Source organism: Pseudarthrobacter sp. MDT1-22 (genome assembly GCF_054511035.1).
On sequence record NZ_JBTNDK010000008.1, the window covers coordinates 1 to 22,007 of the forward strand.

Sequence of the window (22,007 nt, forward strand, 5' to 3'; positions counted from 1 at the left end):
GCGGCCCTTCCCATCACCCGCCATCAATGGCACGGCGAATGGAACTACACTCTCAAACCCGACAAATCACAATAGCCGCGTGTTGAATACTGACGGGTCCTTACCTTGGAATCCGGCCTTGCCTACCGCGAAATCGGGCTGGGCTGGCGCCGGCGGAAACCCGGCCCCGACGCCGAGCCCGATCCTGTCCGCTTCTTCCGGGAGATGGTCCTGCAGGAGGGCCCGCATTTGCTGGCGGGCCTCGTCGTCGCCCGTTCAGGCAGGGGATAGGCGGCGCGGTGCTGAGACACGACGGCCTCCCGCCGCCCGGCAGCGCTTCGCCGCCAGCGTTTCAGTAGGCTGGGGGACGTGACTGATAGCGAGCACCCCCAGACCACAACTTCCGGACACCACCCGCTGGGCGGCGCCACGTCCGCGGCCGCCCCAGGTCCCCTCGCGGGGGTCATCATCGGCCTGGACATCGGAGGTACAAAGACCCGCGGCGTCAGGTTTGAGGACGGCGTTGCCGTGGCCGACGAGTCCGCCGGCAGCTCCAACGTCCAGAACGTCAGCCGCGAACAGGCGGCGATGAACCTCGCGGATCTCTTCTCCCGGATCGGCGGCGGCCAGGTGGCCCAGGTGTATGCCGGGGCCGGTGGCATAGACACCGACGATGACGCCGCAGCCCTTGCCGCGCTGATCGAACCCCATGTTCCGGGGGCCAAAGTCACGGTGGTCCACGACTCACGGCTGCTGCTGGCCGCGGGCGGCGCCAGTACCGGCGTGGCCGTGATCGCGGGAACCGGCTCTGCAGCCTGGGGAAGGAATGCCACCGGCGACGAAGCCCGGGCCGGCGGCTGGGGCTACCTGCTTGGGGATGAAGGCAGCGGCTACTGGCTCGGCCGTGAGGCGGTCCGGCACAGCCTGCGCCGGATGAACCAGGGACTCCCGGCGGACCAGCTGACCGAGGCGCTGCTTGCAGCCTGCGGAGTGGACCACCCCAACAAGCTGATTGCGCTCTTCCATTCCCCGGACACCGGCCGCCGGTTCTGGGCCCAGCAGGCACGCCTGGTGGTGGAGGCGGCTGCGGCGGGCCACCCGGTCAGCCAGGAGCTCGTGGACCAGGCCGGCCAAGACCTTGCCGGCCTGGCTGCGCAGGCCCTGCGGAAGCTTGGAATCGACGGCCCGGTAATTCTCGGCAGCGGACTCGGCATGAACGTGATTCCGCTGCAGGACTCTTTCCGGAGCCACCTTGCCGCCGCCGGCGTCTCCGATGTCCGTGTCCTGGACCAGGACCCTGTGTTTGGCGTCCTGAAGCTGGTCTCGGAAGCGTCAGGGGCCCACTGACCGCTTCCGGGGTGTCAGCCTGACGGCCGGCATGATGGGGGCGGGGATGCGTCCGGCTTCAGCGCCCGCATCCGGACCGTGCCCTTCAACCAGCCCGTAGCGGGCTCCGCGGGCTGCAGCGTCAGGCAGTGCGGCCTGGGCTTCCCAGTCCGCACGGGCCTGCTCCACTTCGTCGTGCGTGCGGCCCACGAAGTTCCACCACATCAGCAGTTCCTCCTGGAACGGCTCCCCGCCGATCAGGAGGAACCGTGTGCCGGGCAGGGCCTGGAACTCCAGCGTCGTACGTCCCGCGCCCAGGTAGCCCAGCGGCCCGGGCGGGACCTCCTGCCCGTCCAGCGTCAGCCCGCCGTCGAGCACCAGGACAGCATGCTCAAAGTGAGCGTTCAGCGGCAGGACGGCCAGGCCGTCGCAGGAGATGTCCGCTCCGACGATGGGGGAGTACATCGTGGCCGGCGACACCGCCCCGGCGAATTCGCCCACCATCACAGTCGCAGTGAAACCCGGCCCCGTCACTGAAGGCAGTTCCCGGTGCTGCTCGAACGCGGGCTCGCGGCGGCGTTCCGAATCCGGCAACGCTACCCAGAGCTGCAGGCCGCGCTGCACGGGCAGCGGCGCGCCCGCGTCGGGATCCGGCAGGACGGCGAACTCGGAGTGGGACACCCCGTGCCCGGCGGTCATGATGTTCAGCTCACCTGGCCGGACCACAACATCGCTGCCCACGCTGTCCCGGTGCCGGATGTTCCCCGCAAGCGGCCAGGTGACCGTCTGCAGGCCCGTGTGCGGGTGGGGGAGTACGGACATGGCGATGCGGTCCGGACCGAAACTGTCCAGGAAGCACCAGGCTCCGATGGTGGGCAGGCCGCGCTGCGGGAGCGTGCGCCGGACGTTCATGGCCCGCACGCCGCCCAGCGGAACCTCGCGTTCGGGCCAGAGCTGCAGGCAAGGGCCGGACGTCCCTTCAGGGCCTGCGGGCGGACAAAGTTCCTGTTGCGGAGCCACTTCCAAGTTGGTCACAGTCCAACTCTAGGCGCGGGCAGAGCCGGGCGTAAGCGCAGCACCGGCACCTTGTGATCGAAGGACCCATCCGCGGGCGGCTGTCCAACGAATGGTTACAGTAGGGATTCTCTTGCCCGGATTGCCTTCGGATCCGGTTACGCTGTGAACGGATTGCGTTACCGTAAATATCAGTGAGCTTATGACCCAACACTGTCCGATGCCGTCCAACAGAACAGGTAAGTCCGGGAATGGACCAAGCCATGATTGAGTTCCAGAGCGTCACCAAGCAGTATCAGGGCGGGCAGCCCGCTGTGGACCAGCTCACCATGTCCATCGACAGGGGCTCCATCACCGTTTTTGTAGGGCCGTCCGGCTGCGGCAAGACCACCTCGCTGCGGATGATCAACCGCATGGTGGAACCGACGTCCGGCGTGATCACCGTGGACGGGCGGGACGTGACCTCGGTTCCTGCCGCGGAGCTGAGACGGTCCATGGGCTACGTCATGCAGTCCTCCGGGCTGATGCCGCACCGTTCCGTGCTGGACAACATCGCCACCGTGCCCCGGCTCAACGGCGTTTCCAAGGCTGAGGCCCGCAAGCGCGCCACGGAACTGCTCGACGTCGTCGGGCTGGCTTCCGCGCTCGGGAAACGGTACCCCTCCCAGCTCTCGGGCGGCCAGCAGCAGCGCGTCGGTGTGGCCCGGGCGCTCGCCGCCGATCCGCCCGTCCTGCTGATGGACGAACCGTTCAGCGCCGTTGACCCCGTGGTGCGTGACGAACTGCAGCAGGAACTCCTGAGGCTGCAGAAGGACCTCGCAAAAACCATCGTTTTCGTCACGCACGATATCGACGAGGCAACCGTTCTCGGCGACAAGGTGGCCGTTTTCGCCGTCGGCGGCCGGCTGGCCCAGTACGCCACCCCTGAGGAAATCCTCCGGGCACCGGCCAATGATTTTGTGGCGTCCTTCGTCGGCCGGGACCGTGGTTTCCGCCACCTCGGGTTCACCACGTCCGACGCCGTGTCCATCCACCCGGTGCCCACGCTCGTGATGAGTGCCGGCCAGTTCGCCGGCGATCCCGCTGGGGTGACCGACTGGCAGCTCGTGGTGGATGCGGACCTGCGCCCGCTGGGCTGGGCGAGGCCGGGGACGGACTCAGAGCTCATCCCGGGCGGGTCACTCTTCCGCCCCGGCGAGACGCTGCGGCGGGCGCTGGACTCGGCCCTTTCGTCCCCGTCCGGCCAAGGTGTGGCGGTGGATGGCGACGGCAAGGTCCTGGGAACCATCAGGGCACAGGAAGTCCTCGGCGTCATTGAGGAAGCCCGCCAGGTCAGGCAGGCTGCGCTCTGATGGAGTGGTTCCTGGCAAACAGCGGCATGGTCATGGGACTGGCGGGCCAGCACCTGGTCCTGGCCCTGATCCCGATGGTCCTGGGGCTGGTTATTTCCATTCCGCTGGCGCAGGTGGCGCGGACCCACCCTGCGCTTCGGTCGGTGGTGGTGACCGCCAGTTCACTGCTGTATACCGTCCCGTCGCTGGCGCTGTTCATCATCCTGCCCTCGATTCTCGGAACCCGGATCCTGGACCCGCTCAACGTCATTGTTGCCCTGACCATCTATGCGGTGGCGCTGCTGGTCCGGGCAGCCCTGGATGCTTTTGACTCCGTGGAGGAGGATCTCCGGCAAGCTGCGATTGCCATGGGGTACAAGCCGTGGCTGCGCTTTGTCCAGATCGACCTGCCGCTCTCCCTTCCGGTGATGTTCGCCGGGCTGCGGGTGGTCTCCGTCAGCAACATCTCCCTGGTTAGCGTCGCGGCACTGCTGGGCGTGGGGAACTTGGGCATGCTGTTTACCGACGGACTGCAACGGAACTTCGTCACGGAAGTGGTGGTGGGAATCATCGCCATCCTGGTGCTCGCGCTGCTGATGGATGCTGTACTGGTCGTCCTGGAAAGGCTGCTGACGCCTTGGACCCGCGCCGCTAAAGCCTCGGGCCCCGCGGCGCCTTCCGCCGCCAGCTACCTGGCCGACGCCAACATCCACACGGGGGCCGCGCCGTGAGCAACGTTTTCGTGGACACCCTGGCGTGGATTGCCGATCCGCTGCACTGGACCGGCAGTTCCGGCATCCCGGTCCGGCTGCTGGAGCACCTCCAATACAGCGGGCTGGTCTTGGTGATTGCCGCGGCCATCGCGGTTCCGGCAGGGCTTTACATCGGGCACACGGGCCGCGGACGCGTAGTGGCCGTAGCGGTGGCAGGGGCGCTGCGGGCCCTGCCTACCCTGGGCCTGCTGGTCCTCTTCGCCCTCCTGGCGGGAAGCAGCCTGATGCCGCCGGTGTGGGCGCTGGTCATCCTGACCGTGCCGCCGCTCCTTGCCGGAACTTATGCCGGCATTTCGAGTGTGGACCGGGCCGTGGTGGACGCTGCCCGGGCCATGGGCATGACCGAGCTGCAGATCCTGTTCCGGGTTGAGCTGCCCAACGGGCTGCAGGTCATGTTCGGCGGTGTCCGAACCGCCGTGCTGCAGGTCATCGCCACGGTGTCGGTGGTTGCCTACCTGCCCTTGGGCGGGCTGGGCCGCTACCTTTTTGACGGCTTGGCGCTGCAGGACTTCCCGCGGATGCTTGCCGGGTCGCTGCTGATTGCAGGGCTGGCCATCGTTGTTGACCTCATCCTGGCCGCGGTGCAAAGAGTCCTTCTTTCGCCCGGCCTCAAAACCGATCTGCGCGGTGGCCAGAAGGCCGCCGCTGATCTCCCAGCTGCCGCGCCTGCGCCAGCTGCCGTTCAAGGAGGTACCCCATGAAAGAGAACACCAGGACAATCCTTACCCGCCGGGGACTGGCTGGCATGGCTGCCGGCGTCGGCCTGGCCGTCGCGCTGACGGCCTGCGGCGGGAGTGATCCGTTGAAGACCCCCAGCACCAGCGCCGGAAGCGCCGGCGGCGGCTCCTTGGTGGTCGGCTCGGCTGACTTCCCGGAGAGCCAGATCGTCGCTGAGATCTATGCCGGCGCGCTGACTGCTGCAGGGGTCACGGCAACCACAAAGCCCAACATCGGTGCCCGCGAAATCTACTTCAAAGCGGTCCAGGACGGCTCGGTTGACCTTGTCCCGGATTACTCCGGCAACCTGCTCTCGCATGTGGATCCTGAAGCTGCCGAGGTCTCGGCCGACGACGTCTACAAGGCCTTGCCGGGGAAGCTCCCCGAAGGACTAGCAGTCCTGGAAGCATCGAAAGCTGAGTCCAAGGACGCCATGGTGGTCACCAAAGCCACCGCAGAGAAGTACCAGCTGAAGTCCATTGAGGACCTCGCCAAGGTCTGCAAGGACCTGACCATGGCGGCGCCGGCCACGTTCGAAACCCGCGCCTATGGCTTCCCGGGACTCAAAAAGAACTATGGCTGCGAACTCAAGGCACTGAAGCCCTTCAGCGACGGCGGCGGCAACCTGACCCTGCAGGCACTGCTGACCGACGACGTCCAGGTGGCTGACATCTACACCACCACACCGTCCATCGCGGACAACGACCTGGTGGTTCTGGAGGATCCCAAGAACAACTTCAAGGCCCAGCAGGTCCTGCCGCTGTACAACAAGGCAAAAATGACCGACAAGGCCATGGCCGCATTGAATGCCGTATCGAAGATCCTCACTACTGAGGACCTGGTCAACCTCAACCGCGCAGTCAGCGGCAGCCAGAAGCAAAATGCCAAAGACGCCGCCGCCACCTGGCTCAAGGACAAGGGCATCGTCAAGTAGCACCTGACTCCACAACGTAATCACGACGGCGGCTGCCGGACCCACACTGGCCGGCAGCCGCCGTCGTCCGCTCTCTGCACGTCTGTGTCTGAGGTCTCAACCGAAGTACATCCGTCATATGGCATATTTGATGGATGGCAGAATTCAAGCAGTCCACCAAGCTTCACAACGTCCTTTACGACATCCGTGGACCGATTCTTCAGGCCGCCCAGCAGATGGAGGCGGAGGGTCACCGGATCCTCAAACTGAACATCGGAAACCCTGCGCCGTTTGGATTTGAAGCCCCGGACGCGATCCTGGTGGACATGATCCGCCATCTGCCCCATGCCCAGGGTTACAGCGACTCCCGGGGCATCTTCTCGGCCCGGACCGCGGTCTCCCAGTACTACCAGACCCGTGGAATCCAGAACATCCATGTGGACGACATCTACCTGGGCAACGGCGTCAGCGAACTGATTACCATGTCGCTCATGGCGCTGCTCAACGACGGCGACGAGGTACTGATCCCCACACCGGACTACCCGCTGTGGACCGCTTCCGTTGCCCTTGCGAGCGGGAAGCCCGTGCACTACCTCTGCGATGAGGAATCAGGCTGGCAGCCGGACCTTGAGGATCTTGAAGCCAAGATCACGCCGCGCACCAAGGGCATCGTGGTGATCAACCCCAACAACCCCACGGGCGCGGTCTATCCCGAAGAGACGCTGGAGAAGATCGTGGCCCTGGCTGAAAAGCATGGCCTGATCCTTTTCGCGGATGAAATCTACGAAAAGATCCTGTACGAGGACGCCGTCCACATCAACATGGCCGCGCTTACGGGTGACGACGTCCTTTGCCTCACCTTCAGTGGACTGTCCAAGGCCTACCGCGTCTGCGGTTACCGTGCCGGCTGGATGGCCATCTCGGGCCCGAAGAAGGATGCCTCGGACTACCTGGAAGGCATCAGCCTCCTGGCCAACATGCGCTTGTGTGCGAATGTGCCCGCCCAGCATGCCATCCAGACCGCCCTCGGCGGCTACCAGAGCATCAACGACCTCATCCTGCCCGGCGGCAGGCTGCTGGAACAGCGAAACAAGGCCTATGACATGCTCAACGCCATCCCTGGTGTGAGCACGCAGCAGGCCCGTGGCGCCATGTACCTCTTTCCGAAGCTCGATCCCGAGGTCTTCCACATCCGCGATGACGAGAAGTTTGTCCTGGACCTGCTGCGCGAGCAAAAAATCCTGGTCTCCCACGGCCGCGCCTTCAACTGGGTCCGCCCGGACCACTTCCGGATGGTCACGCTGCCGCTGGTGAAGGACCTTGAGGAGGCCATCAACCGTATGGGGGACTTCCTGAGCAGGTACAAAGGGAACTAGCCTGTGGTGACGCGTCTTTCGGCGCGTGGAACCTTGGGAAAGGACCCCAATGGCCGACGTCGTTGAGTTCGAGAAGCACCCCGTCGATACGCTGAGGGTGGGGAAAGGCTTCTCGCTGGCCGACGCCGACCCTGACGCGACGCCCGGTTACAAGGGCAACAAAGCCGATGGCCAGGCAATTCTGGCTGAACTGGACGGCGCGTTGGCCGAACTTCAGGAAAAGCTGTTCGCGGCGTCGCGCTTCGGCGGGAGAAAACGGCTTCTGTTGATCCTGCAGGCCATGGACACCGCGGGCAAGGGCGGAATCGTCAACCATGTCATGGCCACCATGGATCCGCAGGGCGTCCAGTTCAAGGCTTTCAAGGCACCCACCGAGGAGGAGAAGTCCTATGACTTCCTCTGGCGGATCGAGAAGGAGGTGCCCGGAGCGGGCATGGTGGGCATCTTCGACCGCTCCCACTATGAGGACGTCCTAATCCACCGGGTCCATAACTGGGCGACGCCTGCCGAACTTAAGCGCCGCTACCGGGCCATCAATGAGTTCGAGGCGCGCCAGACCGATGCCGGAACCAAAATCATCAAGGTGATGCTCAACATCAGCAAGGATGAACAGAAGGCCCGGCTCCTTGCCCGGCTGGACAACCCCGCCAAGCACTGGAAATACAGCAGCAGTGACCTCAAGGAGCGGGCGTTCTGGGGCGACTACATGGGCGCCTACCAGGCTGCCTTCGACGAGACCAACACGGAAGCGGCACCCTGGCATGTGGTTCCGGCCAACAAAAAATGGTACGCCAGGATCGCGGTGCAGCAGTTGGTGCTGGGCGCGCTGTCTGACATGAAGCTGGAATGGCCGGAAGCTGAGTTCGATGTCCCGATCGAACGGGAACTGGTTGAGCGGTCCTGACCTGTTGGGGCGCGCCGTTCCGAGGGGTGGGCCGCCTTCAGTGACTGGTCAGAGCGGCTGGTCGCGGGCGGCAGCGAGCCGCTTGCGGGCGCCCTCCAGCCACTCTTCGCAGCGCTTTGCCAGGGCTTCGCCGCGTTCCCAGAGTGCCAGGGATTCCTCGAGGCTGGCGCCGCCCGCCTCAAGCTTCCCCACCACCTGCACCAGCTGTTCGCGGGCTTCCTCATAGCTCAGTGCTTGGATTTCCGGGTCAGGCTTTGTTTCGGGCATGTGCTTCTCCTTGTTGAAGTTCCCCAGTGGAAGTGGCGCCGAACAGGCCATGGGCCACGCGTACGGACAACGCAGTTCCCGACGGCGCCTCCGACGGGTCTCGAACCACAGCGTGGCCGGCAGCTTCAGTGGCACGGGCCGGCCGGCCGTTGGCCAGTTCGACCACGGCATAGCCGCGGTCCAGCGTCTTTTGTGGTGACAGGGCACGGACCTGGGCCTGCAGGTGAACCAGCTGATCAGCTGCACGTACCACCGTTGAACTGACAGCGGCCGATGATCTCCGCAGGAGGCGTTCGATTTCCTCCGCTCGTCCGGTGACCATGGCTTCCGGGGTGGCCAGAACAGGCCGGGAATGGAGTGCGGACAACCGGTCCGACTCCCTGTCCACGAGCCTGCCGATGCTCCTGCGCAGGTGCTCCCGTGCCTGGCGCACGCCCGCCAGTTCCTCGGCAACGTCAGGAACGATCCGCTTAGCCGCATCAGTGGGCGTGGACGCGCGCAGGTCCGCCACGTCGTCTAGAAGGGGACGGTCCGCCTCATGTCCGATGGCGCTGACCACCGGGGTGGCCGTGGCCGCGACAGCACGGATCAGTTCCTCGCTGTTGAAAGGCAGCAGGTCCTCCAAGGCTCCGCCGCCCCGGGCGACGACAATGACGTCCACGTCGGGGCGGCTGTCCAGTTCCTGCAGGGCGCGGATAATTTGCGAGACCGCAGTGTTGCCCTGGACCGCCACTTCCCGGATCTCGAATTCAACTGCGGGCCAGCGGAGTGCGGCGTTTTGGACGACGTCTTTTTTGGCGTCGGAGTCCCGTCCGGTAATCAGTCCGATACGGTGCGGGAGCAGCGGCAGTGGTTTCTTCCGTGAATCGGCAAACAGCCCCTCGGCGGAGAGGGCCTGGCGCAACCGTTCGATCCGCGCCAGCAGGTCGCCAAGCCCTACAGGCCTGATGTCCCGAACCTGCATGTTGAGCCGCCCGGTCTTCAGCCAGAACTCCGGCTTGAGCAAGGCAACCACGCGGGAGCCACGCTCCAGGGGCATGTTCTGCCGGTCCAGAACCTTGGTCCAGACCGACGCCGGCAGGGAAACTTCCGCGTCCACGTCCCGGAGGGTGAGGTACGCGTTACCCCCGCGGCGGTTCAATTCGATGACCTGGCCTTCGACCCATGCGGACGGGGTGCGATCGATATGGGCCTTGAGTTTCTGGGACAGCAACTGCAGCGGCCATGGATTGTCCGGGCTGGTCTCACCGGCCGTGGCAGGCAACGTGGTGGCAGCAGTGCCCGGCAGCGCAGCCTGTTCAGACATGTCCGCTGCCCCGGGAAACTGTGGGTGGCGGCATGGTGGTCCTTTGTTCGGCAGGTAGCGGTTCGTGCTTGAAAGGCGGCCGTCAGTGAGCTGGCGGTTGCCATTCAACCTTATCCATAAGCTGTATCACCCGAGACTGACATTCTTTGTCCAGACACCAGCTCTATGATGGCTGTGCTGCCGCCAACCCGTGAGGACCCGTTTTGCGCACCTTCGTTTCAGCCATCGCCGTCGTCGTGGGCGTTTTGCTGTCCGCCCTGGCCGTACCCGCCATCTGGCTTGACCGCAACGTGGTTCAGGAGGATGGCTTTGTGGCCCTGGCCGCTCCCCTGGGGCAGGACGCAGAATTCCAGCAGAGGCTCGCCGCGGCCGCTGTGGGCACCATCGATACAGGGGCCATCCCGGACGCCCTGGCAGGTCTGGTCACGCCAGTGCTTGAGGCGGCTGCCAGTTCCCTCACAGCCTTGCCCGGCTACCCGGCGGCCTGGGAGGAAACACTGCGAAAGAGCCACCGGCTCAGCTTCGCCGCACCCGCATCGGCTCCCGCCGAACCTGACTCCCCGTCGTCGCTTACGTTGGACGTGGCACCCCTGGTGGCGCTGGCGACGAAGGAGCTCGCACGCACCACCGGGCTCCCGCTGACTGCGCCGGAGCAGACGCTGGTCAACGTTGGCGAGCCTGAGCAGCGCCAAATGGTCGAAAGAGCGTCCGCCTACGCGCCGCTCGGCTACTCCCTTGCCATTGGAGCGGGAATCGCCTTTGCGCTAGCGCTGGTGTCCGCGCGCCGTCGCTGGACCGTGATTCTCGCTGTGGGACTGGGGGCGCTGGCACTGGGGGGGCTGTGGGCTGCCGGCTCGCAGGTCGCCAGGGATGCCGTCGTGGGGACGGCTAGCGGCAATGGGCTTTCGGACATGTTCAAGGATGCGTTTGTGGCGGCCGCGTCCAGCAGCTTCCAATCCTGGGTCGGTGGTGCCGCGATAACCGGCGCTGTGCTTGTCGCTGCGGCCGTTGTGATCCGGATCGCTTCGCCGGGGCGGCGGGCCCCCACCCGGTAGCATGGAGGGATGACTTCCTCAGCTGTGTCCCTCTCGATGCCAACTGTCCCGCGCAGGCGGCGCTCGCCTGAGGAGGTAGCCGCCGCGGCTCCGGTGACCGGTCCCAAAAAGGTACTCCTGGCGGCGCCCCGCGGCTATTGCGCCGGTGTGGACCGGGCCGTGATCGCCGTCGAGAAGGCCTTGGAGCACTACGGTCCGCCGGTGTACGTCCGGAAGCAGATCGTGCACAACGTCCACGTGGTGAGCTCGCTGGAGGCACAGGGTGCCATCTTCGTCGATGAGACGGACGAGGTTCCGGAAGGCGCCCTGGTGATCTTTTCCGCCCACGGGGTATCGCCGGCCGTCGTCCAGTCAGCGGAGGACCGAGGGCTGCGCACCATTGACGCCACCTGCCCGTTGGTGACGAAGGTTCATAAGGAAGCCGTGAGGTTCGCCAAGGACGACTTCGACATCCTGCTGATCGGCCACGACGGTCACGAAGAAGTCGAGGGCACCGCCGGCGAAGCCCCGGAACACATCCAGATCATTAACGGTCCCCATGAAGTGGACAAGGTAACCGTCAGGGATCCGGAAAAGGTCATCTGGCTGTCCCAGACCACCCTCAGCGTGGACGAGACCATGGAAACGGTCCGCCTGCTGAAGGATCGGTTCCCCACCCTGCAGGATCCGCCCAGCGACGACATCTGCTACGCCACCACCAACCGTCAGGTGGCCATCAAGAAGATCTCCCCCCAGGCTGACCTGGTCATTGTGGTGGGATCGGCCAACTCCTCGAACTCTGTCCGTCTGGTCGAAGTTGCCCTGGAGTACGGGGCTAAGGCCTCCTACCGGGTGGACTTTGCCAACGAAGTGGACGAGGCGTGGTTTGAAGGCGTGGCAACGGTCGGAGTCACGTCAGGGGCTTCCGTGCCGGAAATCCTGGTCACGGACGTCCTGCGACTGCTGGCCGACTACGGCTATGGCTCCGTGGAGGAAGTTGTCACAGCCGAAGAAGACCTCCTGTTTTCGTTGCCTAAGGAACTCCGCGCGACCCTGAAGGAAGCCGGAGACGTCAGCCGGGCGCTCGGCGGACGCCGGTCCCGCGACTGACCAGTCTCCGGCAACGTCAGGCGGCTACCTCGCGTCAGGCGGCGGCTTCGTCCTGCTGAAACTCCGGGGCCGCCAGCGAACGCGGCGTGACCTCGAGTGCCGGCGGAGTGAGCAGCCCGGATTCATCCATGGCATTGAGCTTCCGTGCGGTAGGCAGGATCCGCGCTTCCAGGGTGCCGATCAGGGCGTTGTACCGGTCCACCGAGGACTTCAGGGACGAACCGAGCTTGCCCACGTTATCGCCGAGCGTTCCCATGCGTTCGTACAGCTGGCGGGCGAGGTCGAACAGTTCCCGCGCGCTGTCCGTCAGCACGTCCTGGCGCCACGTGAAAGCCACCGATTTGAGCACCGCGAGCAGTGTACTGGGCGAGGCAAGAACCACATTCCTGGAAAGCGCGTAGTCCAACAGAGTCGCATCGGCTGTCAGGGCGGCGGCCAGGATGGATTCGGCCGGCAGGAAGCAGATCACCAGCTCGGGGGAGTTCCCGGGGATGTCCCAGTACTTCTTGTTGCTGAGCGAGTCCACGTGGGCCCGCAGCGCTTTGGCGTGGGCAGTCAGCAGGGATTGCTGGCTGCCGGGATTCCCGGTTGTACCCGTTTCCTGGCGCGCACCCAGCTCCTGGGCCTCCAGGTAGGAGGACAACGGCACCTTGGCGTCCACCACGAGCTGCTTCTGGCCCGGCAGCTGGACGACGAGGTCGGGACGGACCGCTGAATCGGCCCCGGCGCTGTGGACCTGCTCCAGGAAATCCACGTGCTTGAGCATGCCCGATGCCTCGACCACTCGGCGCAATTGAACTTCGCCCCACTGTCCACGAGCACTGTTGGAGCGCAACGCTGACTCGAGGGCGTGCGTGGACCGGATCAGCTGGGCATCGGAAAGCCTTGCCTCCTGAAGCTGTTGCGCCAGCTGGCCGTACTGTTCCAGGCGGTCGCGTTCCAGCAGTGCCACCTGCTGCTGCACCGCGGTCAGCTTTTCCGCCACGGGGGCGAGTGCCCGGAGGACGCTCCCGTCCTGATTGCGGGACTCGCCGAGTTCCCGGTTCTGCATCGAGAGCAGCCGGCGCTCCGCGTCCGCGGCGGCGAACTGGGCGCTGACCTCGGAAAGCCGCGACGAGACGGCGTCGAAGTCCTCCTCAAAGGCACGACTGTGCCGGCGGAGGGAAAAGTAGGTGGTGCCGGCGCCGGCGACGGCACCCACCAGCAGCATCAACAGGGCAAGAATCAGGGCTAGAGCATCCATATCCACACTGTGGCATGCCCCTGTGACAATTTACGGAACCGACATATTCGACCAGACCTTCCAGCATGTGCCGACACTGCGGGGGACCGCCTGGGGCCCATGCGTCCGGCAACCGGTAGAATCAATGCTCGTGGCTCTTACTATTGGCATCGTCGGACTGCCCAACGTCGGCAAATCAACTCTTTTCAACGCACTGACCCGGAACCAGGTGCTGGCTGCGAACTATCCGTTCGCTACCATCGAACCCAATGTCGGCGTCGTGAACTTGCCGGATCCCCGGCTCCAGCAGCTAGCTGACATCTTTGGCTCGCAGCGCCTCCTGCCCGCTCCGGTGTCCTTCGTGGACATTGCCGGCATCGTGAAGGGTGCATCGGAGGGCGAAGGCCTGGGCAACAAGTTCCTTGCCAACATCCGTGAGGCCGAGGCCATTGCCCAGGTGGTCCGGGTGTTTGATGACCCCGACGTCATCCACGTCGACGGCAAAGTGGATCCCCGCTCGGACATGGAAACCATCAACACCGAGCTGATCCTGGCTGACCTTCAGACCATCGAAAATGCCATTCCTCGGATCGAAAAAGAAGTCAAGATCAAGAAGCGGGAGGCTGCCGAACTGGCGGCCATCAAGGCTGCGCAGGCGGTCCTGGAACGCGGGGACACGGTCTTCTCCTCGATCACGAGCGACAAGCTGGAGATGGAGTACCTCAAGGAGCTCAGCCTCCTGACCGCGAAGCCGTTCATCTACGTCTTCAACTCCGACGAAGGCATCCTGGGCAGCCCGGGGAAGCAGGACGAACTGCGGGCCATGGTGGCCCCGGCGGACGCCATCTTCCTGGACGCGAAGCTCGAATCCGACCTTGTGGAGCTGGACGAGGAGGAAGCGCGCGAAATGCTGGAAATGAACGGCCAGGACGAGTCCGGCCTCGACCAGCTGGCACGCGTCGGCTTCCACACCCTGGGCCTCCAGACGTACCTCACGGCCGGTCCGAAGGAAACACGCGCCTGGACCATCCACCAGGGCGACACCGCGCCGCAGGCAGCAGGCGTCATCCACAGCGACTTCCAGCGTGGCTTCATCAAGGCTGAAGTGGTTTCCTTCCATGACCTCATCGAGGCCGGTTCCATGGCTGAAGCCAAGTCCCGTGGCAAGGTACGCATCGAAGGTAAAGAGTACGTGATGGCTGACGGCGATGTGGTGGAGTTCCGCTTCAACGTCTGATTCCGGACAGGCAAAGGAGACGGCATGCCCGTGAGGCGTCTGATTCAGGTCATCACCGGGGCCGTCGCTGCGGCGCTGGTTATCTCGGGGTGCTCCGCTTCGGGGGGAGCGCCTCCGGTGGTGGTGGGTGAAACGAACCGCGGCGGCAGCGCCACCGTGGCCGAGGTGAACGCCTTCACGTCCTTCAACCCGTTCAGCGCCGACGGAAACACGGACATCAACACCAAGATCGGCCATATCATCCATTCCGGGTTCTACTACGTGGATGACACCGAGAAGGTGGTCCGGAACGAGAAATTCGGCCGGTACGAGAAGATCTCCGACAAGCCGCTGAAGGTGAAGTACACCGTCAATGAGGGTGTGAAATGGTCCGACGGCGAAGCCATCGACGCCGGCGACCTCCTCCTGTCCTGGGCCGCCGGCTCGGGCTACTTCGACGACGCTGAACCCCATACGGGGACCGGCACCTCGTACTTTTCGGCCGCGGCTGACAAGAGCGGCCTGGGGTCCACCGCGCTCCCGGAGATCGGCAGTGACGGGCGTTCCATCACGCTGGAATACGCCGCGCCGTACGCTGATTGGGAAGTAGCGTTCGACGTCGGGCTCCCGGCCCATGTTGTCGCCGCTAAAAGCGGCCTCAATGACGAAGGCGATCTTGTTGATCTGATCAGGGAGTCGCCCCGGGGCGACACCGGACAGCCCTCGGCCAACGCCCCGCTGAAGCGGGTCAGCGACTTCTGGAATTCCGGCTTCGACGCCAAGACGCTTCCTGACGATCCTGCGATGTACCTTTCAAGCGGCCCGTACATTGTCCGGGACATCGTTCCGGACGCCTCGATCCGGTTGGTCCGGAACAGGGACTATGTCTGGGGACCGGAGCCCTACCTCGATGACATCACCGTAAGGTTCACCGGTGCCGCCTCTACCGCCATCGCCGCCCTCAGGAACGGCCAGGCGGACATCATCGCCCCGCAGCCCTCTGCCGGCACCGAAAGCCTCTTCGACGGACTGGTGGAGCAGGGCAATACCGTCCAGCGCTACAGCCAGTCCGGCTACGACCACCTCGATCTCAACTTTTCGGGGCTGTTCGCGGACAAGAATGTCCGGGAGGCCTTCCTGAAGACTGTTCCGCGCCAGGAGATCGTGGATGACGTGGTGGGCGGATTTGTCGCCGACGCGAAACCCCTGGACTCGCACGTCTTCCTGCCACCCCATCCGAAGTATCCGGACGCCGTGAAAAACAACGGTTCGGCCGAATACTCTGACGTGGACATCCAAGGCGCGAAGTCGCAATTGCGGGATGCTGCCCCGACGGTCCGCATTCTGTACAACAGGGACAACCCCAACCGCGTGCGGGCCTTCTCCCTGATCCGCGACTCCGCCCGCCTCGCCGGATTCACCGTTGAAGACGCGGGCCTCGGCAGCTCGGACTGGGCGAAAGCGCTCGGCGGCGGCAGCTACGACGCAGCCATCCTCGGTTCTATCGGACCCGGGGTCGGCGTCAGCCGCGTCCCGCAGATCTTTAAGACCGGTGGCGGCAGCAACTTCAACGGATTTTCCGACGGCGACGCAGACAAAGCCATGGAGCAACTGTCCGGCACTACGGACCTTGCAAAGCAGGACGAACTGTTGGCTGACATCGACAAACGCGTGTGGTACAGCGCGTACGGCCTGCCGCTGTACCAGACCACTGGAACCGTGGCTTTCAGCAGCCGCGTGACGGGTATCAAGCCCAGCTCAGGCCCTTTGGGCGTTTGGTGGAATGTGTGGGAGTGGCGCCGGAAATAGGCCCTCCTGGGGCTTGTCGTCCTAGTGGGAGCCCGCCCCCGTCCTCGATTCGCAGCATCCCCTACCAACGAGTAGCATGTGATTTGCGCCACTTCCGGGTACCGGCTAGTTATTGGCGATTAACTGGTTACGGTTTAGCAACGGAGTACCAGTATTTGGACTTTGTGCGGTTAGGCTACTCATATATGTAGGCCACGTCACAGTGGGAACCTGTGACGGGCCTGCCGGGGAGCAAAAGATTTCCCCTGAACATCTCCCACAACTCATAGGAGGCGGAATGCGTTTCACGCGCACTTCCAAAGCACTCGGCATGGTGGCGATCGCAGCCCTTGCCCTGACAGGCTGCGGCGCTGGAGGCGGCAGCAATGATGGTGCCAGCCAGTCGGCCGGCGATCCCAACAAGGTGATCACCGCGTACAGCAACGAACCACAGAACCCCTTGCTACCGGCAAATACGAACGAAGTTTATGGCGGCCGCGTTGTCGAGCTGCTCTTCGAAGGCCTGCGGAGCTACGATGCCGACGGCAAGCCGGTCAACGCCCTGGCAGAGTCCATTGAGTCCTCTGACGCCCAGAACTGGACCATCAAGGTCAAGCAGGGCCAGAAGTTCACGAACGGTGAAGCGATCACCGCCAAGACGTTCGTTGATTCCTGGAACTTCGCAGCGAACTCCAAGAACCTGCAGAACAACGGATTCTTCTTCGAGTCCATCGCGGGCTATGCAGATGTCTCGGCCGTGACCACCGAAAAAGCAGCTGACGGCAAGACCACCACCACTCCGGCGCCCACCGCCGAGACAATGTCCGGCCTGACGGCCACGGATGATTCGACCCTCACGGTGAAGCTGGCTCAGCCGGAAGCTGACTGGTCGCTGCGCCTCGGTTACTCGGCGTTCTTCCCGCTGCCGTCCGCTGCTTTGGCGGATCCAAAGACCTTCGGCGAAAACCCCGTAGGCAACGGTCCGTACAAGTTCGAAAAGACCGGCTCCTGGGTCCATGACCAGTCGATCTCCCTCGTCAAGAACGCTGACTACAGCGGTCCGCGCGAATCGAAGAACGGTGGCGTGACCTTCAAGTTCTACACCGATCCGGGCCCCGCATACACGGATCTTCAGGCCAACAACCTGGACATCTCGGATGTACTGCCGTCCAACGCACTGAAGACCTACGTCTCAGACTTCCAGGACAGGAACGCCACGAAGCCGGTGGCCACCAACTCCACCCTGAACATCCCGGGTTACAACCCGAACTTCCAGGGTGAAGCCGGAAAGCTGCGCCGCCAGGCACTGTCGTACGCCATTAACCGCGAAGAGATCGCCAAGGTGGTCTTCAACGGAACCCGCACCCCGGCCAAGGCCTTCGCGCCGCCCGTTATCGACGGATTCAAGGAAGGCCTCAAGGGCAGCGAAATCCTGAAGTTTGACGCCGCGAAGGCCAAGGACCTGTGGGCCCAGGCTGACAAGATCCAGCCGTACGACAATTCCAAGCCGCTGCAGATTGCCTCCAACACTGATGGTGGCAACAAGGAATGGATTGACGCCGTTGCCAACGGCTTCAAGAACAACCTCGGCATTCAGGCCGAAATCCAGCCTTTTGCCAAGTTCGCTGAAGTGCTGAACCTGCGCAAGTCCCAGTCCCTCCCGGGCCTGAGCCGCGCCGGCTGGCAGGGTGACTACCCGTCGCTCTACAACTTCCTCGGACCGGTCTGGGCAACGGGCGCATCCTCCAACTACGAGAAGTACTCGAACCCTGAGTTCGACAAGCTGCTCCAGGAGGGCCTTGCCGCCAAGACCACTGATGAGGCGAACGGCAAGTTCAACCAGGCCCAGGAGATCCTCTTCGAGGACCTGCCCGGACTGCCGCTCTGGGACCAGGCAAAGCCGATTGTGTGGAGCGAAAACGTTGTGAAGGCCGAAACCGGCTGGAATGGCGGAATCCTCTACTACAACATCACGGCCAAGTAGTCTCCATGATCTAACTTGCCGCCAGGCGAATGGGGGTCCGGCACAAAGCCGGGCCCCCATTGTCCTGCACGGCAGGAAGGCACAAAATGAAACCCCTTTCTTCGCTCCCCGAAGGCCGGTGATCCAGTGGTCCGCTTTATCCTTCGCCGGCTCCTTCAGGCAATCCCCGTCTTCCTTGGTACCACCCTCTTGGTTTATTACATGGTCTTCGCCCTTCCCGGCGATCCCATTGCCGCGCTCTTCGGAGATCGCCAGCCCCCGCAGGCAGTCATCGATACCCTGCGCAGCCAGTACCACCTCGATGAACCGTTTTGGGTCCAGTATGGACTTTTCCTCCAGAACATTTTCACCTTTAACCTCGGCAACGACTTCACCGGCCAGCCGATTGCAGCCTCGTTAGCGAGGGTCTTTCCAGTGACGGCGATGTTGGCCATAGAGGCGCTGGCTATCCAAACCGTATTCGGCGTGGGTTTCGGCGTCTTTGCGGGACTGCGTCGTGGTGGCTGGTTTGATTCCACCGTGCTGGTGGCTTCGCTCGTGGTCATCGCAGTTCCCACCTTCGTTCTCGGCTTTGCTTTCCAGTTGGTCTTCGGAGTCCAATTGGGCTGGGCCAAACCGACCGTCGGCGCCAACGCCGATTGGGGCAATTTATTGCTGCCGGCAACGGTTCTGGGCCTGGTGTCGTTTGCCTACGTGCTCCGGCTGACGCGGGCATCCGTCAGCGAGAGCATGAATGCCGACTACGTGCGGACAGCTACCGCCAAGGGTCTTTCCCGGCCCCGCGTTGTGGTGGCGCACATCCTGCGCAACTCCCTTATCCCCGTCGTAACGTTCCTAGGCGCAGACCTCGGCGGTCTGATGGGCGGTGCGATTGTCACGGAAGCCATCTTCAATGTTCCGGGGGTAGGCAACAAGCTCTACCAAGCCACTTTGCGGACTGAAGGGCCCACCATTGTTTCTATAGTCAGCGTGCTGGTGCTGGTGTTCGTGGTCGCCAACCTGCTCGTTGATCTCCTGTACGCCTGGCTGGACCCGAGGATTCGTTATGACCAGTAGAGATACCCATTTTGTTGCACCCATAGATGAGACGCCGCTGCAGGCAACAGATGCCCTGAAGACGGATCAGGCACCACTGAGCCTTTGGGCTGACGCCTGGCGCAAGCTTCGCCGTCGTCCGTTGTTCATCATTTCGTCGCTGTTGATTCTGACTTTGATCATCATCGCGTTGTTCCCGAGCCTCCTGTCGACGGTGCCGCCGAACGATGACTGCCAACTAGGCAATTCCGAGGCCGGTCCAGCGCCCGGGCACCCATTCGGGTTTACGTTCCAGGGGTGCGACATCTATTCGAGGGTGGTCCACGGAACGCAGGCTTCGCTCTCGGTGGGCGTCCTGTCTGTGCTCTGCGTCGTGATCATCGGCGTGACGATTGGTGCGATCGCGGGTTACTACGGCGGCTGGGTAGATTCCGTCTTGGCCCGGCTCAGTGATATCTTCTTCGCCTTGCCTTTGGTCCTTGGCGCTCTGGTCATTACCCAGTTGCCCGCCTTCCGGGAGAACAAGAGCGTATGGACCGTGGTGGTGATTATTGCCTTGCTCGCGTGGCCGCAAATGGCACGCATGGCTCGCGGCGCGGTCATCGAGGTCCGAAATGCTGATTTTGTCACAGCCGCCCGCGCTCTGGGCGTGTCGAAGGTTGGGGCACTCTTGCGCCATGTCCTGCCGAACGCACTGGCGCCGATCATCGTTTTGGCAACTTTGGATCTGGGCATATTCATTGTTCTGGAGGCCACACTGTCGTTCCTAGGCATTGGGTTGCCGCAAAGCATTATGTCCTGGGGCAATGACATTGCGGGTGCGCAGTCGTCCATTCGGACGAAGCCGGAAATCATGCTTTACCCGGCAGCTGCCCTGTCCATTACAGTGCTCAGCTTCATCATGCTGGGTGACGCTGTGCGTGACGCTCTTGACCCGAAGAGCCGGCAGCGATGAGAGGCGAAAAGATGACGATTCCCGACGTTCGCGTCGACGAGGCAGGGTATTCAGGAACCAGTCCCCTTCTGGAAATCCGCGACCTTGCCATCACGTTCAAGACCAGCACTGGCGAGGTTCAGGCAGTCCGCAACGCCCACCTGACCATCATGCCCGGGGAGACAGTGGCCATCGTGGGGGAGTCAGGCTCCGGCAAATCCACAACAGCATTGGCCGCCATCGGCCTGCTGCCCACCAATGGTGCGGTGTCCGGCGGACAGATCCTGCTCGACGGTGAAGACATCGCCCATGCCACCGAGAAACGGATGATCGAGCTCCGCGGCAATACCATCGGCATGGTTCCGCAGGACCCGATGTCCAACCTGAATCCGGTCTGGAAGATCGGCTATCAGGTCAAGGAGACCCTCCGCGCGAACGGCCGCCCCAGTGGTCCGGACGACATCGCAAAGGTACTGGCTCAGGCGGGACTTCCGGATGCCCACCGGCGCGCCAAACAGTACCCGCATGAGTTCTCCGGCGGTATGCGCCAGCGCGCCCTCATTGCCATCGGACTCTCCTGCCAGCCGCGGCTCCTGATCGCGGATGAGCCGACGTCGGCACTGGACGTCACGGTCCAGCGACAGATCCTAGATCACCTGGACACCATGACCACGGAATTGGGCACCGCTGTGCTGCTGATCACCCATGACTTGGGGCTGGCGGCCGAGCGTGCGGACAAGGTGGTGGTGATGTACCGGGGGCAGGTTGTAGAGGCTGGACCGTCGCTGGAGTTGCTCCAGAATCCGCAGCATCCTTACACGAAACGGCTGGTTGAGTCTGCGCCTTCACTGGCGAGCCGCCGGATCCAGGTCGCCAAGGAACAGGGCGTGGAAGCGTCTGATCTTCTCGCCCCTGATGCGGAGGCGGCTGCCGCGGACCATGTCCTGGAGATCAGGGACTTGCGCAAGGTCTACAAGCTGCGGCAAGGGCTGGGGAAGTCGACGGATTTCGCAGCCGTGGACGGGGTCAGCTTCGACGTCGCGAGGGGAACCACTACTGCAATTGTGGGGGAGTCCGGCTCGGGCAAGTCCACCGTGGCAAAAATGGTGCTGCAGCTCGAAAAGCCGACCGATGGAAAGATTCTTTTCGACGGCGTCGACACCTCGCTGCTGAAAGCGTCGGAACTGTTCAAATTCCGGCGGCGGGTGCAGCCCATCTTCCAGGATCCTTACGGCTCGTTGGACCCGATGTACAACATCTTCCGTACCATCGAGGAGCCGTTGCGCGTCCATAGGATCGGCGACAAAGCGAGCCGGGAGAAGAAGGTCCGCCAGCTGCTCGACCATGTGGCGCTGCCGCAATCAAGCATGCAGCGGTTCCCGAACGAGCTCTCCGGCGGCCAGCGCCAGCGCGTTGCCATTGCCCGTGCGCTGGCACTGGATCCGGAAGTGATCATCTGCGACGAAGCCGTGTCCGCGTTGGACGTACTGGTCCAGGCGCAGGTGCTGAACCTGCTCGCGGACCTGCAGGCCAACCTCGGGCTGACCTACCTCTTTATCACCCATGACCTGGCTGTGGTGCGGCAGATTGCCGACCACGTCTGTGTGATGGAAAAGGGCAAGCTGGTGGAGACCGGTTCCACGGACGACGTCTTCGAGTATCCGCAGCAGGAGTACACGAAGGCGCTGCTCAACGCCATTCCCGGTGCGAAGCTGATGCTTCCGCCCGAAGTGGCCTGATCCGGCCGCAGCATCCCGGGTTAAGGATGGAGCCGGTGC

20 protein-coding genes are annotated in these 22,007 nt (G+C 63.6%); 16 read left to right on the plus strand and 4 right to left on the minus strand.

Features of this window, described 5'->3' with window-relative positions; all coding sequences use genetic code 11:
* The first annotated feature begins 105 nt into the window (after positions 1-105).
* Positions 106-270 carry a hypothetical protein gene (locus ACX80M_RS08305; protein ID WP_459309380.1) on the plus strand — a complete coding sequence of 55 codons (165 nt, stop codon included), beginning with the start codon at positions 106-108 and terminating at the stop codon, positions 268-270.
* A 126-nt stretch (positions 271-396) separates the two neighbouring features.
* Positions 397-1,326 (plus strand): N-acetylglucosamine kinase, encoded by a 930-nt coding sequence (locus ACX80M_RS08310; RefSeq protein WP_252614225.1) that lies wholly within the window; start codon positions 397-399, stop codon positions 1,324-1,326.
* On the opposite strand, the gene ACX80M_RS08315 is transcribed toward ACX80M_RS08310, so the two are convergent.
* Positions 1,312-2,340 (minus strand): pirin family protein, encoded by a 1,029-nt coding sequence (locus ACX80M_RS08315; protein WP_252608975.1) that lies wholly within the window; start codon positions 2,338-2,340, stop codon positions 1,312-1,314. The two genes, ACX80M_RS08310 and ACX80M_RS08315, sit on opposite strands and share 15 nt — an antisense overlap.
* Before the next feature lie 230 nt (positions 2,341-2,570).
* On the opposite strand from ACX80M_RS08315, the gene ACX80M_RS08320 reads away from it, so the two are divergent.
* The 6 genes from ACX80M_RS08320 to ACX80M_RS08345 all read left to right on the plus strand — a co-directional run bounded on the left by ACX80M_RS08320 (position 2,571) and on the right by ACX80M_RS08345 (position 8,333).
* Positions 2,571-3,671 (plus strand): ABC transporter ATP-binding protein, encoded by a 1,101-nt coding sequence (locus tag ACX80M_RS08320; RefSeq protein WP_305884352.1) that lies wholly within the window; start codon positions 2,571-2,573, stop codon positions 3,669-3,671.
* Positions 3,671-4,381 (plus strand): ABC transporter permease, encoded by a 711-nt coding sequence (locus tag ACX80M_RS08325; protein ID WP_252598324.1) that lies wholly within the window; start codon positions 3,671-3,673, stop codon positions 4,379-4,381. The genes ACX80M_RS08320 and ACX80M_RS08325 overlap by 1 nt, the downstream gene beginning before the upstream one ends.
* Positions 4,378-5,124, plus strand: coding sequence for an ABC transporter permease (locus ACX80M_RS08330; protein WP_252608977.1), 747 nt, complete (start codon positions 4,378-4,380; stop codon positions 5,122-5,124). The genes ACX80M_RS08325 and ACX80M_RS08330 overlap by 4 nt, the downstream gene beginning before the upstream one ends.
* Entirely contained in the window at positions 5,121-6,074 is a 954-nt protein-coding gene (locus ACX80M_RS08335; RefSeq protein WP_252598322.1) for an ABC transporter substrate-binding protein, read from the plus strand. Before ACX80M_RS08330 ends, ACX80M_RS08335 begins: the two co-directional genes overlap by 4 nt.
* Before the next feature lie 134 nt (positions 6,075-6,208).
* Positions 6,209-7,429: a pyridoxal phosphate-dependent aminotransferase gene (locus ACX80M_RS08340; protein ID WP_252598321.1), complete on the plus strand. Its 1,221-nt coding sequence runs from the start codon at positions 6,209-6,211 to the stop codon at positions 7,427-7,429.
* Between the two features lie 49 nt (positions 7,430-7,478).
* Positions 7,479-8,333 (plus strand): polyphosphate kinase 2 family protein, encoded by an 855-nt coding sequence (locus ACX80M_RS08345; protein ID WP_252598320.1) that lies wholly within the window; start codon positions 7,479-7,481, stop codon positions 8,331-8,333.
* 48 nt (positions 8,334-8,381) lie between these two features.
* On the opposite strand, the gene ACX80M_RS08350 is transcribed toward ACX80M_RS08345, so the two are convergent.
* Together ACX80M_RS08350 and xseA are read right to left on the minus strand one after the other, a co-directional pair.
* Positions 8,382-8,600: an exodeoxyribonuclease VII small subunit gene (locus tag ACX80M_RS08350; RefSeq protein WP_058931826.1), complete on the minus strand. Its 219-nt coding sequence runs from the start codon at positions 8,598-8,600 to the stop codon at positions 8,382-8,384.
* Positions 8,581-9,906, minus strand: coding sequence for an exodeoxyribonuclease VII large subunit (xseA, locus tag ACX80M_RS08355; protein WP_459309381.1), 1,326 nt, complete (start codon positions 9,904-9,906; stop codon positions 8,581-8,583). The genes ACX80M_RS08350 and xseA overlap by 20 nt, the downstream gene beginning before the upstream one ends.
* A 203-nt stretch (positions 9,907-10,109) precedes the next feature.
* Here xseA and ACX80M_RS08360 point away from each other — a divergent pair, with 203 nt between their 5' ends.
* Together ACX80M_RS08360 and ACX80M_RS08365 are read left to right on the plus strand one after the other, a co-directional pair.
* Positions 10,110-10,961, plus strand: a complete 852-nt coding sequence (locus tag ACX80M_RS08360) for a hypothetical protein (RefSeq protein WP_252608979.1) — start codon at positions 10,110-10,112, stop codon at positions 10,959-10,961.
* Positions 10,962-10,970: 9 nt separating this feature from the next.
* On the plus strand, positions 10,971-12,050 hold the full coding sequence (locus ACX80M_RS08365) for a 4-hydroxy-3-methylbut-2-enyl diphosphate reductase (RefSeq protein ID WP_248759714.1): 1,080 nt from the start codon (positions 10,971-10,973) through the stop codon (positions 12,048-12,050).
* Positions 12,051-12,084: 34 nt separating this feature from the next.
* On the opposite strand, the gene ACX80M_RS08370 is transcribed toward ACX80M_RS08365, so the two are convergent.
* On the minus strand, positions 12,085-13,293 hold the full coding sequence (locus ACX80M_RS08370; RefSeq protein ID WP_252598317.1) for a DNA recombination protein RmuC: 1,209 nt from the start codon (positions 13,291-13,293) through the stop codon (positions 12,085-12,087).
* A 130-nt stretch (positions 13,294-13,423) separates the two neighbouring features.
* Between ACX80M_RS08370 and ychF the strand changes: the two genes are divergently transcribed.
* The 6 genes from ychF to ACX80M_RS08400 all read left to right on the plus strand — a co-directional run bounded on the left by ychF (position 13,424) and on the right by ACX80M_RS08400 (position 21,968).
* Entirely contained in the window at positions 13,424-14,509 is a 1,086-nt protein-coding gene (gene ychF / locus ACX80M_RS08375; RefSeq protein ID WP_252608987.1) for a redox-regulated ATPase YchF, read from the plus strand.
* A gap of 24 nt (positions 14,510-14,533) precedes the next feature.
* Positions 14,534-16,297 (plus strand): ABC transporter family substrate-binding protein, encoded by a 1,764-nt coding sequence (locus ACX80M_RS08380; RefSeq protein WP_459309382.1) that lies wholly within the window; start codon positions 14,534-14,536, stop codon positions 16,295-16,297.
* Between the two features lie 277 nt (positions 16,298-16,574).
* The gene (locus ACX80M_RS08385) at positions 16,575-18,260 is read left to right on the plus strand and encodes a peptide ABC transporter substrate-binding protein (RefSeq protein ID WP_252598314.1); all 1,686 of its coding nucleotides are present in this window, start codon (positions 16,575-16,577) and stop codon (positions 18,258-18,260) included.
* Between the two features lie 126 nt (positions 18,261-18,386).
* Positions 18,387-19,316 (plus strand): ABC transporter permease, encoded by a 930-nt coding sequence (locus ACX80M_RS08390; RefSeq protein WP_252598313.1) that lies wholly within the window; start codon positions 18,387-18,389, stop codon positions 19,314-19,316.
* A complete protein-coding gene (locus ACX80M_RS08395) occupies positions 19,306-20,250 on the plus strand; it encodes an ABC transporter permease (RefSeq protein ID WP_252598312.1) in 945 nt (314 codons plus the stop codon). The genes ACX80M_RS08390 and ACX80M_RS08395 overlap by 11 nt, the downstream gene beginning before the upstream one ends.
* An 11-nt stretch (positions 20,251-20,261) precedes the next feature.
* A complete protein-coding gene (locus tag ACX80M_RS08400) occupies positions 20,262-21,968 on the plus strand; it encodes a dipeptide ABC transporter ATP-binding protein (RefSeq protein ID WP_459309383.1) in 1,707 nt (568 codons plus the stop codon).
* Positions 21,969-22,007 lie beyond the last annotated feature (39 nt).

Bases quoted from the DNA above. Each gene is read 5' to 3' on its own strand.
- ACX80M_RS08370 (WP_252598317.1), bottom strand. From the start codon at position 13,293: ATGGATGCTCTAGCCCTGATTCTTGCCCTGTTGATGCTGCTGGTGGGT.
- ACX80M_RS08365 (WP_248759714.1), top strand. From the start codon at position 10,971: ATGACTTCCTCAGCTGTGTCCCTCTCGATGCCAACTGTCCCGCGCAGG.
- xseA (WP_459309381.1), bottom strand. From the start codon at position 9,906: ATGTCTGAACAGGCTGCGCTGCCGGGCACTGCTGCCACCACGTTGCCT.
- ACX80M_RS08335 (WP_252598322.1), top strand. From the start codon at position 5,121: ATGAAAGAGAACACCAGGACAATCCTTACCCGCCGGGGACTGGCTGGC.
- ACX80M_RS08400 (WP_459309383.1), top strand. From the start codon at position 20,262: ATGACGATTCCCGACGTTCGCGTCGACGAGGCAGGGTATTCAGGAACC.
- ACX80M_RS08340 (WP_252598321.1), top strand. From the start codon at position 6,209: ATGGCAGAATTCAAGCAGTCCACCAAGCTTCACAACGTCCTTTACGAC.
- ACX80M_RS08350 (WP_058931826.1), bottom strand. From the start codon at position 8,600: ATGCCCGAAACAAAGCCTGACCCGGAAATCCAAGCACTGAGCTATGAG.
- ACX80M_RS08325 (WP_252598324.1), top strand. From the start codon at position 3,671: ATGGAGTGGTTCCTGGCAAACAGCGGCATGGTCATGGGACTGGCGGGC.
- ACX80M_RS08320 (WP_305884352.1), top strand. From the start codon at position 2,571: ATGGACCAAGCCATGATTGAGTTCCAGAGCGTCACCAAGCAGTATCAG.
- ACX80M_RS08380 (WP_459309382.1), top strand. From the start codon at position 14,534: ATGCCCGTGAGGCGTCTGATTCAGGTCATCACCGGGGCCGTCGCTGCG.
- ACX80M_RS08345 (WP_252598320.1), top strand. From the start codon at position 7,479: ATGGCCGACGTCGTTGAGTTCGAGAAGCACCCCGTCGATACGCTGAGG.
- ACX80M_RS08385 (WP_252598314.1), top strand. From the start codon at position 16,575: ATGCGTTTCACGCGCACTTCCAAAGCACTCGGCATGGTGGCGATCGCA.
- ACX80M_RS08395 (WP_252598312.1), top strand. From the start codon at position 19,306: ATGACCAGTAGAGATACCCATTTTGTTGCACCCATAGATGAGACGCCG.